Origin of the sequence: Pseudomonas sp. GL-B-12, assembly GCF_019955895.1 — a bacterium.
Taxonomy (GTDB): Bacteria; Pseudomonadota; Gammaproteobacteria; order Pseudomonadales; family Pseudomonadaceae; genus Aquipseudomonas.
In genome coordinates this window covers 237,608-251,149 of sequence record NZ_JAHBCX010000044.1, presented here as the reverse complement: position 1 = coordinate 251,149, position 13,542 = coordinate 237,608, and the positions used below count along the sequence as shown (strand labels likewise).

Here is a 13,542-nt window from a genome sequence, read left to right as displayed (position 1 = left end):
CTGACATGACGACACACATTTCACGTTCGGCCTTGCTGCCGTACCCGGCGCAGGCGCTGTATGACCTGGTCAACGACGTGGCACGCTATCCGGAGTTTCTGCCGTGGTGCTCGGCGGCCGAAGTCCTGGAGAGCTCGCCTGAGCATATGCGGGCGAGCGTTGGCGTGGCGAAGGGTGGCCTCAGTCAGCATTTCGTGACGCGCAACACCCTGGTTCCCGGTCAGTCGATTGAAATGAACCTCGAGGAAGGCCCGTTCAATCAGTTGCATGGCGTGTGGGTGTTCAAGCCGCTGGGCGAGAAGGCCTGCAAGATCAGTCTTGATCTGTCGTTCGATTATGCCGGGCCGCTGGTTCGCGCCACTCTGGGGCCACTTTTCAACCAGGCGGCCAATACCCTGGTGGATGCATTCTGCCAGCGCGCCAAGCAGATACATGGTTGAGGTCATGATTGAAGTCGAGGTGGTCTACGCGGCCGTAGACCGTCAGGTGCTACTGACGCTGGCGGTGCCGGTCGGGACGAGCGTGCGGGCAGCCTTGCTCAGGTCTGCCGTGGCTGAGGAGTTTCCGGAGCTGGATCTGGCCAATTGCCCTGTGGGGATCTTCGGAAAGGTTGTAGCCGATCCAGAGCGTCGGTCTGTCCAGGCAGGGGACCGTATCGAGATTTACCGACCACTGCTGGCCGATCCGAAAGAGGTGCGCCGACTGCGCGCGGCAAAAGCTGCCGAGGCCAAAGCGCGGAATCAGTGAGTGGCTTGAGCACCAGGCAATAAAAAACCCGGACATGCCGGGTTTTTTATTGCGTCGCAAATTATTGCGGCGAGGTTTCCAGCGGTTGCGGCGTCGGGACCGGAACGGCTTCTACGCCGTCGACGTCCTTCTGGATCTGATCCAGCAACGAACCTGGCTTGACCGGTTTTTCCGGTTTTGGCTTCTCGACGTTTTCTGCCGGGGCAGCCACTGTCGTGCCGCTGTCCTTGCCGAGAATGGCTTCGTCACGGCTCACGCCTGGCATGAAATCACCGGAGAGGCTGACAAGCTGATCATTTGGGTTGAAGATAACGCTAATGCGTTCTTGTTGGCGTTCACCGCCACCCGGTTGCAGGCTATACAGATAATCCCAGCGATCGGCATGGAACGTGTCGGTGAGCAGAGGGTTGCCCATGATAAACCGTACTTGCTTACGGGTCATTCCCGGGCGTAACTGGTCTATCATGTCCTGCGTGACGACATTGCCCTGCTGGATGTCGATTTTGTAAACCCCGGGGAATGAACAACCGGCGAGTGCGAGCAGTCCCACAAAGGTGAAACTGGTTAGCAAGAGCTTGGTGTTTTGCATCGGTGGGCGACTTCCACTATCTTGGCTGGGACAACGTAAACGCCGATCATACCCGCATTAAGAGAAGCTGCGAAGCAGCATCGCGAGAAAGCTGACCATGGTTGAAAATAGCGAACTACGCAAAGCCGGCCTCAAAGTGACCCTGCCACGGGTCAAAATTCTGCAAATGCTCGATTCCGCCGAGCAGCGCCACATGAGTGCCGAGGATGTCTACAAGGCCCTTATGGAGGCTGGTGAGGACGTCGGTCTGGCCACGGTTTACCGTGTTCTGACCCAGTTCGAGGCAGCTGGCCTTGTGGTGCGGCACAACTTCGACGGAGGCCATGCGGTCTTCGAACTGGACGACGGAAAGCATCACGACCATATGGTCAACGTCGAAACCAGCGAAGTGATCGAATTCTTCGACGAAGAAATCGAGCGGCTTCAGAAAGCAATCGTCGACAAGTATGGCTTCGAGATGGTTGATCACAATCTGGTGCTGTACGTGCGCAAGAAAAAGTAAGCATGTCGCGCGAACTTGAGGTTCGCGATACGAACGAAGGCGACCCCAGGGTCGCCTTCGTGCTTTCTGCCTTTATTCAGGCTTTTGCGCCCACCACCATTTTCCTGGCGTGAGCCAGTGACTCCTTGGTGAGATCGATGCCGCCCAGCATTCGTGCGACTTCTTCGACGCGGTCGTTTTTGCTCAATTTGGAAACGGCCGTGCGGGTGGCATCTTCGCCGCGCACTTTATGCACGAATAGATGCTGATGACCTTGCGCTGCCACTTGCGGCAAGTGGGTCACGGTCAGTACCTGCCCGCGCTCGCCGAGCCTGCGCAGCAACTGGCCGACGATTTCTGCAGTCGGACCACCGATACCAACGTCCACTTCGTCGAACACCAGAGTGGGAACGCGAGATGTCTGCGCGGTGATGACCTGAATCGCCAGGCTGATCCGCGACAGTTCGCCTCCGGATGCGACTTTTGCCAACGCTTTCAATGGTTGGCCCGGGTTGGCGCTGACCAGTAATTCAACCTGTTCAAGTCCATTCGGCAGCAGTTCGTCACTGCTGTTTGGGCGCAACTCAATGGTGAAGCGCCCGCCAGGCATGCCCAGGCGCTGGATCTCCAGTTCCACGGCGCTGGCCAGGCTGCTTGAGGCTTGATGACGCAGATCGCTCAGCTTACGAGCCTTTTCTTGATAATGGCGAGCGTATGAAGACAGCTCATCGCTTAGCCGCTCGATGGATTCGTCGTTGGCGTTGAGGGTTTCGATTTCATCCAGCAGTTTCTGTTGCATCTCGGCGACTTCGGTCGGCCGGATGCGGTGTTTGCGCGCCAGGGTGTAGATCGCGTCGAGGCGCTCTTCGAGGTATTGAAGGCGCGACGGATCGGCGTCGAAGTTGTCGAGGAAGCGGTTCAGTTCACCAACGGCCTCTTCAACCTGGATTTGTGCACTGGTCAACAAGCTGCTGGCTTCGCCCAGCGCACCGATCGAACTGTTCACGCTCGACAGGCGGTTGAGGCTGGCGGTGAGGGCATTCAGTACATTCCCGGAATCACTTTCACTGCATTGCTCGACGACTTGTCGGCAGATGCCGAGCAAGGTCTCGGCGTTGGTCAGGTTCTTGTGTTCCTGCTCAAGCTGCTCCAGCTCGTTGTCGCCAAGGCCAAGGTTTTCCAGTTCTTCGAGTTGATAGCTGAGCAACTGATGGCGGGCGCGTTGCTCGTCGCCGGAGTTGGAGAGTCGCTCCAGTTCCTGGCGGGTCTGGCGCCAGCGTTGGGCGGCGAGCTGAACCTGGCGGGCCAGGTCGGTCGCGCCGGCATATTCATCGAGCAGGCGACGGTGGGTATCGGTCTTGAGCAGGGATTGGTGCTCGTGCTGGCTGTGAATGTCGATCAGCAGCTCGCCCAGCGCCTTGAGGTCGCCAAGCGGGCAGGGCGTGCCGTTGATGTAGCCGCGCGAGCGCCCTTCGGATGTGATCACTCGGCGCAGGATGCACGGGCCGTCGTTTTCGAGGTCGCGTTCGGCCAGCCAGGCGCTGGCTTCCGGAATGTCGACCAGATCGAAGGTGGCCAGGATGTCGGCTTTGTCGGCGCCGGGGCGGACCACGCCGCTGTCGGCGCGATCGCCCAGGGTAAGGCCCAGCGCGTCGAGCATGATCGACTTGCCCGCGCCGGTTTCCCCGGTGATAACGCTCATCCCGCGATCGAGTTCGAGATCGAGATGTTCAACGATGGCGTAGTTGTGTACGGACAGGTGCACCAGCATATGGGCCGCTCCCAGGTGTTAGGTCTGGTTATTTATACAGTGTTTTGTTTCTGGCTGACAATGCCCCTCGTTAGCTCGATTCGCTCGGTCCGACGAAAGCCTTATCGCGACCGGGAATGACAAAGCAGTTGTTATTTGTAGGGTTAATCGTCGGCGCCCCTTGAAGCCGGATTTTGCGGCCCCATATAGCTGGGCAGAAGCGCGAGTTGAGCTCGCGGACGAAATTGAAAGGAGAAATCTATGGCTGACGAACAGACAGTGGATACGCAAAACCCAGACGCCAACCAGGCGCCCGAGGCTTCGGGTGATGACCTGGCGGCTCGTGTACAAGTGCTCGAAGAGCAACTGGCAGGCGCTCAGGATCAGGCTTTGCGTGTAGCCGCCGATCTGCAGAACGTCCGCCGTCGCGCCGAGCAGGATGTGGAGAAGGCTCACAAGTTCGCGCTGGAAAAATTCGCCAGCGACCTGCTGCCGATCGTCGACAGCCTGGAGCGCGGCCTGGAACTGTCCAGCCCGGACGACGAAAGCATCCGTCCGATGCGCGAAGGCATCGAGCTGACCCTGAAAATGTTCCACGACACTCTCAAGCGTTATCAGCTTGAAGCGATCGATCCGCATGGTGAACCGTTCAACGCCGTTCACCATCAGGCAATGGCCATGCAGGAAAGCGCCGATGTCGAGCCGAACAGTGTTCTGAAGGTGTTCCAGAAGGGCTATCAGCTCAATGGTCGCCTGCTGCGCCCGGCGATGGTCGTGGTCAGCAAGGCGCCTGCGCCGGTTTCGCCTTCGATTGACGAGCAGGCTTGAAATCCGCCGCAAGGCCCCCATTTATAAGTCAAGCGTTTAAGTGCTACCGCAGTTAGCCACCACTGCTGCGGCAACCAAATCCAAAGTTTCGGGAGAGTGAACATGGGCAAAATTATCGGTATCGACCTGGGGACTACCAACTCCTGCGTCTCCGTGCTGGAAAACGGCAAGGCAAAAGTTATTGAAAACGCTGAAGGCGCGCGTACCACGCCGTCGATCATCGCTTACGCCAACGATGGCGAAATCCTGGTTGGCCAGTCGGCCAAGCGTCAGGCTGTGACCAATCCGCATAACACCCTGTATGCGGTGAAGCGTCTGATCGGTCGTCGTTTCGACGAAGAAGTCGTGCAAAAAGACATCCAGATGGTCCCTTACAAGATCGTCAAGGCTGACAACAGCGACGCCTGGGTTGAAGTGAACGGCCAGAAAATGGCACCGCCACAAATCTCGGCTGAAATCCTGAAAAAAATGAAGAAGACCGCCGAAGACTACCTCGGCGAGACCGTGACTGAAGCGGTGATCACCGTTCCGGCCTACTTCAACGACAGCCAGCGTCAAGCCACCAAGGACGCCGGCCGCATCGCTGGCCTGGACGTAAAACGTATCATCAACGAACCAACCGCAGCCGCTCTGGCTTACGGCATGGACAAGGCCAAGGGCGATCACACCGTGATCGTTTACGACCTGGGTGGTGGTACTTTCGACGTTTCCGTGATCGAGATCGCTGAAGTCGATGGCGAGCACCAGTTCGAAGTACTGGCCACCAACGGTGACACGTTCCTGGGCGGTGAAGACTTTGACATTCGTCTGATCGACTACCTCGTCGACGAATTCAAGAAAGAAAGCGGCATGAACCTCAAGGGCGACCCGCTGGCCATGCAGCGCCTGAAAGAGGCCGCTGAAAAAGCCAAGATCGAACTGTCCTCAAGCCAGTCGACCGACGTGAACCTGCCGTACATCACTGCAGACGCCACCGGTCCTAAGCACCTGAACGTGAAGATCTCCCGCGCCAAGCTCGAAGCGCTGGTGGAAGACCTGGTTCAGCGCACCATCGAACCTTGCCGCATCGCAATGAAAGATGCCGGTATCGAGGTTGGCGCGATCAACGACGTGATCCTGGTGGGCGGTCAGACCCGTATGCCGCTGGTTCAGAAGCTGGTGACCGAGTTCTTCGGTAAAGAAGCTCGTAAAGACGTCAACCCGGACGAAGCGGTTGCCATGGGTGCTGCCATCCAGGGCGCGGTATTGGCCGGTGACGTGAAAGACGTTCTGCTGCTCGACGTCAGCCCGCTGACCCTGGGTATCGAAACCATGGGGGGCGTGATGACTGCGCTGATCGAGAAAAACACCACGATTCCTACCAAGAAATCGCAAGTGTTCTCGACTGCCGACGACAACCAGGGCGCCGTGACCATTCACGTGCTGCAAGGCGAGCGTAAGCAAGCCGCACAGAACAAGTCCCTGGGCAAGTTCGACCTGGCCGACATTCCACCAGCTCCACGTGGTGTGCCGCAGATCGAAGTGACCTTCGACATCGACGCCAACGGCATCCTGCACGTAGGTGCGAAGGACAAGGCTACCGGCAAGACTCAGTCGATCGTGATCAAGGCCAACTCCGGTCTGTCCGACGAAGAAATCGAGCGCATGGTGCGTGATGCCGAGGCGAACGCCGAGGAAGACCGCAAGTTCGAAGAGTTGGCCACTGCCCGTAACCAGGGTGATGCACTGGTTCACTCGACGCGCAAAATGGTTGTCGATGCCGGCGATAAAGTGACCGCTGAAGAGAAGACTGCAATCGAAGCGGCCGTAGTTGCCCTGGAAGCTGCCGTCAAAGGCGACGACAAGGCTGCTATCGACGCCAAGGTTGAAGAGCTGTCGAAAGTCTCCGCTCCAGTGGCGCAGAAGATGTACGCCGAACAGGCTCAGCCTGCTGAAGGCGCGGCACCGCACGACGACAAGGCGGAAAAGGCTGACGACGTTGTCGACGCCGAGTTCGAAGAAGTCAAAGACCACAAGTAAGTTGTTGGTCGGCCGGTTGACTGCCTTCAGGCGGTGACTGGTAGGATGTCGCCGCGCGGGAGCTTGCTCCCGCGTTGGCGTATCTGGAATACGCGAATTTTTACAGCATGCGACAGCGGCGGATTGAGTGGCTTGTTCGTTAGAGCAAGTTCGGATGACTGAACGCCATAACCAAGGCGCTGCGACGACTCATAGCGCGCTATGGGGAGGAGCGGCAACGCAGGGTATGGTGCTCAGGCGCCGGAGTTGCCTAACGAACAAACCATTCAGTCCGCCCCAGCATGTTGGTGGTATGGCCGGAAATGCTCCTGCTTTTCGCGCCGCAAGTACCGCAAGAATCAAAGACCAGGATCGTTGAATTGACGTGAGTTGGGTCCGGGCCTGTATTGGGGCTCAACGAGTTCGGCAAGCTCAGGAGGGTTTTGTCGGACGTCCTCAAGAGTGCAAAGACTTATGGCAAAGCGTGACTATTACGAAGTGTTGGGTGTTGAGCGTGGCTCAAGCGAAGCGGACCTGAAGAAGGCTTACCGTCGCCTGGCGATGAAGCACCACCCGGACCGTAATCCCGATGACAAAGCGTCGGAAGATATGTTCAAGGAGGCCAACGAGGCCTACGAAGTGCTGTCCGATTCCAGCAAGCGCGCGGCATACGACCAGTATGGCCATGCCGGTGTCGACCCAAGCATGGGTGGTGGCGGTGCCGGTTTCGGCGGTCAGAACTTCTCCGACATCTTTGGCGATGTCTTCAGTGACTTCTTCGGTGGCGGTCGCGGCGGTTCCCGTGGCGGCGCTCAGCGCGGCAGTGACTTGCGCTACACCCTGGAACTGGACCTCGAAGAGGCGGTGCGCGGTACGACCGTGAATATTCGCGTTCCGACGCTGGTCAACTGCAAGCCTTGCGACGGCTCCGGCGCCAAGAAAGGTTCTGCGCCGGTGACCTGCCCGACGTGCGGCGGTATCGGCCAGGTGCGCATGCAGCAAGGTTTCTTCTCGGTGCAGCAGACATGCCCGCGCTGCCATGGCCAGGGCAAGATCATTTCCGATCCGTGCGATTCCTGCCACGGCGAAGGTCGTGTCGAAGAGTACAAGACCTTGTCGGTGAAAGTGCCGGCCGGTGTCGATACCGGTGACCGCATTCGTCTGTCCGGCGAAGGCGAGGCGGGCGCTCACGGTGGCCCGACGGGCGACCTGTACGTGGTGATCAATGTGCGCGAGCACTCGATTTTCCAGCGCGATGGCAAGCACCTGTTCTGCGAAGTGCCGATCAGCTTCGTCGATGCGGCGCTGGGTGGCGAGCTGGAGATTCCGACCCTTGATGGCCGGGTCAAGCTGAAGATCCCTGAGGGGACTCAGACCGGCAAGCAGTTCCGTGTGCGTGGCAAGGGTGTCGCGCCTGTGCGTGGTGGTGGTGCTGGCGACTTGATGTGCCGTGTTGCGGTCGAGACTCCGGTCAACCTGAGCCGTCGCCAGCGTGAAATGCTCGAGGAATTCCGTAGTTCGTTGGCGGATGACAACAGCCACTCGCCGAAAACCACTGGTTGGTTCGAAGGCGTGAAGCGCTTCTTCGGCGATTTGTAAGGAGGCAGGCATGCGACGTATTGCAGTGATGGGCGCCGCCGGGCGCATGGGCAAGACCCTGATTGAAGCGGTGCAGCAAACTCCGGGCGCCGGTCTGACGGCGGCGGTGGATCGTCCCGACAGCACGTTGGTCGGCGCGGATGCCGGCGAGCTGGCTGCGCTGGGTCGTATCGGTGTGCCTCTGTCCGGTGATCTGGATCGGGTGGTCGACGAGTTCGACGTGCTGATCGACTTCACGCACCCGACGGTGACCCTGAAGAACCTGGCTTTCTGCCGTAAACACGGCAAAGCGATGATCATCGGTACCACCGGTTTCAGCGTTGAAGAAAAGCAGTTGCTGGCGGAAGCGGGCAAGGACATTCCGATTGTCTTCGCGGCCAACTTCAGTGTCGGGGTCAACCTGTGCCTGAAGTTGCTCGACACAGCCGCTCGCGTATTGGGTGACGATGTCGATATCGAAATCACCGAAGCTCACCATCGGCATAAAGTCGATGCGCCGTCCGGCACTGCCGTGCGCATGGGTGAGGTGATTGCCGATGCTCTGGGTCGCGATCTGAAAAAGGTGGCGGTGTATGGTCGTGAGGGCCAGACCGGCGCTCGTGATCGCGAGACCATTGGTTTCGCCACTGTGCGCGCTGGCGACATCGTTGGTGATCACACTGTGCTGTTCGCCGCCGACGGCGAGCGTGTCGAGATCACTCACAAGGCGTCCAGTCGCATGACCTTCGCCAAGGGCGCGGTACGTGCTGCTTTGTGGCTGGACGGGCGCGAGCCTGGCCTTTACGACATGCAAGACGTGCTCGATCTGCGTTAAGATGCACCCGAAATCGGGCTCGCGCACAGCGTTTGAGCCCGGTTTTGTTCCGCCAAGCGACGTCCTGTCGCATTCTCCAGCCTTTAAGGCTCATTGGCGGTAGACCAAAAATGCCTTTTTCTGTAAGCTACAGCTTTAGTGTGTCCACTAAAAGCGCGCAGAATAATTCAGTGAAGAAGCGGGGTGACGTGTCCATACGTCACTCCGCTTTTTTACAACCTGCGATCGCCCTTTCAGGCTTTATTTACGGGAGGTCTTCTTGACTAAGCCAGCCATACTCGCCCTTGCTGATGGCAGCATTTTTCGCGGCGAAGCCATTGGAGCCGACGGTCAGACCGTTGGTGAGGTGGTGTTCAACACCGCAATGACCGGCTATCAGGAAATCCTTACCGATCCTTCCTACGCCCAACAGATCGTTACCCTGACTTACCCGCACATCGGCAACACCGGCACCACGCCGGAAGACGCCGAGTCCAACCGCGTCTGGTCTGCCGGCCTGGTCATCCGTGACCTGCCACTGGTGGCGAGCAACTGGCGTAACACGATGTCCCTGTCCGACTACCTGAAGGCCAACAATGTTGTGGCCATCGCCGGTATCGACACCCGCCGCCTGACGCGCATCCTGCGTGAAAAAGGCGCGCAGAACGGCTGCATCATGGCCGGTGACAACATTTCCGAAGAAGCCGCCATTGCCGCCGCGCAGGGTTTCCCTGGTCTGAAAGGCATGGACCTGGCGAAAGTTGTCAGCACCAAGGACACCTACGAATGGCGTTCGACTGTCTGGGATCTGAAAACCGACAGCCACGCGACCATCGAAGCCTCCGAGCTGCCGTACCACGTGGTTGCCTACGACTACGGCGTCAAGGTGAACATCCTGCGCATGCTGGTCGAGCGCGGTTGCCGCGTGACTGTAGTCCCTGCACAGACTCCAGCGTCCGACGTTCTGGCGCTGAAGCCGGACGGCGTGTTCCTGTCCAACGGCCCTGGTGATCCGGAGCCTTGCGACTACGCGATCCAGGCGATCAAGGACGTGCTGGAAACCGAGATCCCGGTCTTCGGTATCTGCCTCGGTCACCAGCTGCTGGCCCTGGCCTCCGGCGCCAAGACCCTGAAAATGGGTCACGGCCACCACGGTGCCAACCACCCCGTCCAGGACCTGGACAGCGGCGTGGTGATGATCACCAGCCAGAACCACGGTTTTGCCGTAGACGAAGCGACCCTGCCGGCCAACGTTCGCGCGATCCACAAATCGCTGTTCGACGGCACCCTGCAAGGTATCGAGCGTACCGATAAGAGCGCCTTCAGCTTCCAGGGTCACCCGGAAGCCAGCCCTGGCCCGAACGACGTAGCGCCATTGTTCGATCGCTTCATCACCGAGATGGCCAAGCGACGCTGATCGCTCGCCCTGATGTAGCAAAGCTTGAGGGTGGTCCCGACACCGGCGGCCCCCTCAAGGCTTCAGAGATTGAACAAGACGGCTTGCCGACTGACCTGCGGATTTGAGTGACAAACCCATGCCAAAACGTACAGACATTAAAAGCATCCTGATTCTTGGTGCTGGCCCGATCGTGATCGGCCAGGCCTGCGAATTCGACTACTCCGGCGCCCAGGCCTGCAAAGCCCTGCGCGAAGAGGGCTACCGCGTCATCCTGGTGAACTCCAACCCGGCCACCATCATGACCGACCCGGCCATGGCCGACGCCACCTATATCGAGCCAATCAAGTGGCAGACTGTTGCCAAGATCATCGAGAAAGAGCGTCCGGACGCTCTGCTGCCGACCATGGGTGGCCAGACCGCTCTGAACTGCGCCCTGGACCTGGAGCGCGAAGGCGTTCTGGAGAAGTTCGGCGTAGAGATGATCGGTGCTAACGCCGACACCATCGACAAGGCTGAAGACCGTTCGCGTTTCGACAAGGCGATGAAATCCATCGGCCTGGCGTGCCCGCGTTCCGGTATCGCCCACAGCATGGAAGAGGCCAATGCGGTCCTCGAGAAGCTCGGCTTCCCGTGCATCATCCGTCCGTCCTTCACCATGGGCGGCACCGGTGGCGGTATCGCTTACAACCGTGAAGAGTTCGAAGAAATCTGCGCCCGTGGTCTGGACTTGTCGCCGACCAAAGAGCTGCTGATCGACGAATCGCTGATCGGCTGGAAAGAATACGAAATGGAGGTTGTCCGCGATAAGAAGGACAACTGCATCATCGTCTGCTCCATCGAAAACTTTGACCCGATGGGTGTGCACACCGGTGACTCGATCACCGTGGCTCCGGCACAGACCCTGACCGACAAGGAATACCAGATCCTGCGTAACGCCTCCCTGGCGGTACTGCGCGAGATCGGCGTGGAAACCGGCGGTTCCAACGTTCAGTTCGGTATCTGCCCGAACACCGGCCGCATGGTCGTGATCGAGATGAACCCACGTGTATCGCGTTCCTCGGCACTGGCTTCGAAAGCCACCGGCTTCCCGATCGCCAAGGTCGCGGCCAAGCTGGCTGTGGGTTACACCCTCGACGAGCTGTCGAACGACATCACCGGCGGCAAGACCCCGGCGTCCTTTGAACCGTCCATCGACTACGTCGTCACCAAGCTGCCACGCTTCGCTTTCGAGAAGTTCCCCAAGGCTGACGCGCGCCTGACCACTCAGATGAAGTCGGTGGGTGAAGTCATGGCCATCGGCCGTACCTTCCAGGAATCCCTGCAGAAAGCCCTGCGCGGTCTGGAAGTGGGCGTTTGCGGTCTGGACGAGAAGGTTGATCTGGCCAACCCGGAAAGCATGAGCGTACTCAAGCGCGAGCTGACCGTGCCGGGCGCCGAGCGTATCTGGTACGTGGCCGACGCAATGCGCGCCGGCATGACCGTCGAAGACATCTTCGGCATGACCATGATCGACCCTTGGTTCCTGGTGCAGATGGAAGACCTGATCAAGGAAGAAGAGAAGGTCAAGACCCTGGGTCTGACCAGCATCGACCACGATCTGATGTTCCGCCTCAAGCGCAAAGGCTTCTCCGATATGCGCCTGGCCAAGCTGCTGGGTGTGACCGAGAAGAGCCTGCGCGCTCACCGTCACAAGCTGGAAATCTTCCCGGTCTACAAGCGCGTCGACACCTGCGCTGCCGAGTTCGCCACCGATACTGCCTACCTCTACTCGACGTACGAGGAAGAGTGCGAGGCGGCGCCATCGGGTCGCGACAAGATCATGATCCTGGGTGGCGGTCCTAACCGCATCGGCCAGGGCATCGAGTTCGACTACTGCTGCGTACACGCGGCACTGGCCCTGCGCGATGACGGCTACGAGACCATCATGGTCAACTGCAACCCGGAAACCGTTTCCACCGACTACGACACTTCCGATCGCCTGTACTTCGAACCGGTGACCCTGGAAGACGTGCTGGAAATCGTCCGCGTCGAGAAGCCGAAAGGCGTGATCGTCCAGTACGGCGGCCAGACTCCGCTGAAACTGGCGCGTGCCCTGGAAGCCGCCGGCGTGCCGATCATCGGCACCAGCCCTGACGCCATCGACCGTGCCGAAGACCGTGAGCGCTTCCAGCAGATGGTCCAGCGCCTGAACCTGCGTCAGCCGCCAAACGCCACCGTGCGCAGCGAAGACGAAGCGATTCGTGCCGCCAGCAAGATCGGTTATCCGCTGGTAGTGCGTCCGTCCTATGTACTGGGCGGCCGTGCGATGGAAATCGTCTACGAAGAAGAAGAACTCAAGCGCTACCTGCGCGAAGCGGTTCAAGTGTCCAACGACAGCCCGGTGCTGCTGGACCACTTCCTCAACTGCGCCATCGAAATGGACGTGGATGCGGTTTGCGACGGCAAGGACGTGGTAATCGGCGCGATCATGCAGCACATCGAGCAGGCCGGTGTTCACTCCGGTGACTCCGCGTGCTCGCTGCCGCCGTACTCGCTGCCTGCGCACATCCAGGACGAGATGCGCGAACAGGTCAAGAAAATGGCCCTGGAGCTGGGCGTGGTCGGCCTGATGAACGTTCAGTTGGCGCTGCAAGGCGACGACATCTACGTCATCGAAGTCAACCCGCGCGCTTCCCGTACTGTGCCGTTCGTGTCCAAGTGCATCGGTGTTTCCCTGGCAATGATCGCGGCTCGCGTCATGGCCGGTAAGACCTTGAAGGAAATCGGCTTCACCAAGGAAATCATCCCGAACTTCTACAGCGTGAAAGAGGCGGTGTTCCCGTTCGCCAAATTCCCTGGCGTTGACCCGATCCTCGGCCCAGAGATGAAGTCGACCGGTGAAGTGATGGGCGTTGGCGACACCTTCGGTGAAGCGTTCGCCAAGGCCCAGATGGGTGCCAGCGAAGTGCTGCCGACCGGCGGTACTGCGTTCATCAGCGTACGTGACGACGACAAGCCACTGGTTGCGGGCGTGGCCCGTGATCTGATCAACTTGGGCTTCGAAGTGGTCGCCACTGCCGGTACTGCCAAGCTGATCGAGGCTGCAGGCCTGAAAGTGCGCCGTGTGAACAAGGTGACCGAAGGTCGTCCGCACGTGGTCGACATGATCAAGAATGACGAAGTCACGCTGATCATCAACACCACCGAAGGTCGTCAGTCGATCGCTGATTCGTACTCCATTCGTCGTAATGCCCTGCAGCACAAGATTTACTGCACCACCACCATTGCTGCTGGCGAAGCCATCTGTGAAGCGCTGAAGTTCGGTCCCGAGAAGACTGTGCGCCGCTTGCAGGATCTACACGCAGGATTGAAGGCATGA

Annotated in this window: 11 protein-coding genes; 9 read left to right on the top strand and 2 right to left on the bottom strand. The window is 59.2% G+C overall.

Features of this window, described 5'->3' with window-relative positions; all coding sequences use genetic code 11:
* Positions 1 to 5: 5 nt before the first annotated feature.
* Both KGA85_RS23540 and KGA85_RS23535 read left to right on the top strand, forming a co-directional pair.
* Positions 6 to 440 (top strand): type II toxin-antitoxin system RatA family toxin, encoded by a 435-nt coding sequence (locus KGA85_RS23540; RefSeq protein ID WP_007988702.1) that lies wholly within the window; start codon positions 6 to 8, stop codon positions 438 to 440.
* A complete protein-coding gene (locus tag KGA85_RS23535) occupies positions 433 to 747 on the top strand; it encodes an RnfH family protein (RefSeq protein WP_223454183.1) in 315 nt (104 codons plus the stop codon). The genes KGA85_RS23540 and KGA85_RS23535 overlap by 8 nt, the downstream gene beginning before the upstream one ends.
* 61 nt (positions 748 to 808) lie before the next feature.
* On the opposite strand, the gene KGA85_RS23530 is transcribed toward KGA85_RS23535, so the two are convergent.
* On the bottom strand, positions 809 to 1,336 hold the full coding sequence (locus KGA85_RS23530; protein ID WP_150727496.1) for an outer membrane protein assembly factor BamE: 528 nt from the start codon (positions 1,334 to 1,336) through the stop codon (positions 809 to 811).
* 97 nt (positions 1,337 to 1,433) lie between these two features.
* Between KGA85_RS23530 and fur the strand changes: the two genes are divergently transcribed.
* A complete protein-coding gene (fur, locus tag KGA85_RS23525) occupies positions 1,434 to 1,838 on the top strand; it encodes a ferric iron uptake transcriptional regulator (RefSeq protein WP_003197684.1) in 405 nt (134 codons plus the stop codon).
* Between the two features lie 76 nt (positions 1,839 to 1,914).
* On the opposite strand, the gene recN is transcribed toward fur, so the two are convergent.
* Positions 1,915 to 3,588: a DNA repair protein RecN gene (gene recN / locus KGA85_RS23520; protein ID WP_223543395.1), complete on the bottom strand. Its 1,674-nt coding sequence runs from the start codon at positions 3,586 to 3,588 to the stop codon at positions 1,915 to 1,917.
* A gap of 240 nt (positions 3,589 to 3,828) precedes the next feature.
* On the opposite strand from recN, the gene grpE reads away from it, so the two are divergent.
* The 6 genes from grpE (at position 3,829) to carB (ending at position 13,542) form a co-directional block, all read left to right on the top strand.
* Positions 3,829 to 4,395, top strand: a complete 567-nt coding sequence (gene grpE, locus KGA85_RS23515) for a nucleotide exchange factor GrpE (protein WP_056728221.1) — start codon at positions 3,829 to 3,831, stop codon at positions 4,393 to 4,395.
* Positions 4,396 to 4,497: 102 nt separating this feature from the next.
* Positions 4,498 to 6,414, top strand: a complete 1,917-nt coding sequence (dnaK, locus tag KGA85_RS23510; protein ID WP_223454179.1) for a molecular chaperone DnaK — start codon at positions 4,498 to 4,500, stop codon at positions 6,412 to 6,414.
* Between the two features lie 453 nt (positions 6,415 to 6,867).
* Positions 6,868 to 7,992, top strand: coding sequence for a molecular chaperone DnaJ (gene dnaJ / locus KGA85_RS23505; RefSeq protein WP_223454177.1), 1,125 nt, complete (start codon positions 6,868 to 6,870; stop codon positions 7,990 to 7,992).
* 10 nt (positions 7,993 to 8,002) lie between these two features.
* Positions 8,003 to 8,806 carry a 4-hydroxy-tetrahydrodipicolinate reductase gene (dapB, locus tag KGA85_RS23500; RefSeq protein ID WP_057716481.1) on the top strand — a complete coding sequence of 268 codons (804 nt, stop codon included), beginning with the start codon at positions 8,003 to 8,005 and terminating at the stop codon, positions 8,804 to 8,806.
* Between the two features lie 259 nt (positions 8,807 to 9,065).
* Positions 9,066 to 10,202 (top strand): glutamine-hydrolyzing carbamoyl-phosphate synthase small subunit, encoded by a 1,137-nt coding sequence (gene carA, locus KGA85_RS23495; RefSeq protein ID WP_223454175.1) that lies wholly within the window; start codon positions 9,066 to 9,068, stop codon positions 10,200 to 10,202.
* A 118-nt stretch (positions 10,203 to 10,320) separates the two neighbouring features.
* The gene (gene carB / locus KGA85_RS23490) at positions 10,321 to 13,542 is read left to right on the top strand and encodes a carbamoyl-phosphate synthase large subunit (protein ID WP_223454173.1); all 3,222 of its coding nucleotides are present in this window, start codon (positions 10,321 to 10,323) and stop codon (positions 13,540 to 13,542) included.

Excerpts from the sequence above, each read along its gene's own strand:
- KGA85_RS23540 (WP_007988702.1), top strand. The coding sequence starts at position 6 with ATGACGACACACATTTCACGTTCGGCCTTGCTGCCGTACCCGGCGCAG.
- KGA85_RS23535 (WP_223454183.1), top strand. The coding sequence starts at position 433 with ATGGTTGAGGTCATGATTGAAGTCGAGGTGGTCTACGCGGCCGTAGAC.
- KGA85_RS23530 (WP_150727496.1), bottom strand. The coding sequence starts at position 1,336 with ATGCAAAACACCAAGCTCTTGCTAACCAGTTTCACCTTTGTGGGACTG.
- fur (WP_003197684.1), top strand. The coding sequence starts at position 1,434 with ATGGTTGAAAATAGCGAACTACGCAAAGCCGGCCTCAAAGTGACCCTG.
- recN (WP_223543395.1), bottom strand. The coding sequence starts at position 3,588 with ATGCTGGTGCACCTGTCCGTACACAACTACGCCATCGTTGAACATCTC.
- grpE (WP_056728221.1), top strand. The coding sequence starts at position 3,829 with ATGGCTGACGAACAGACAGTGGATACGCAAAACCCAGACGCCAACCAG.
- dnaK (WP_223454179.1), top strand. The coding sequence starts at position 4,498 with ATGGGCAAAATTATCGGTATCGACCTGGGGACTACCAACTCCTGCGTC.
- dnaJ (WP_223454177.1), top strand. The coding sequence starts at position 6,868 with ATGGCAAAGCGTGACTATTACGAAGTGTTGGGTGTTGAGCGTGGCTCA.
- dapB (WP_057716481.1), top strand. The coding sequence starts at position 8,003 with ATGCGACGTATTGCAGTGATGGGCGCCGCCGGGCGCATGGGCAAGACC.
- carB (WP_223454173.1), top strand. The coding sequence starts at position 10,321 with ATGCCAAAACGTACAGACATTAAAAGCATCCTGATTCTTGGTGCTGGC.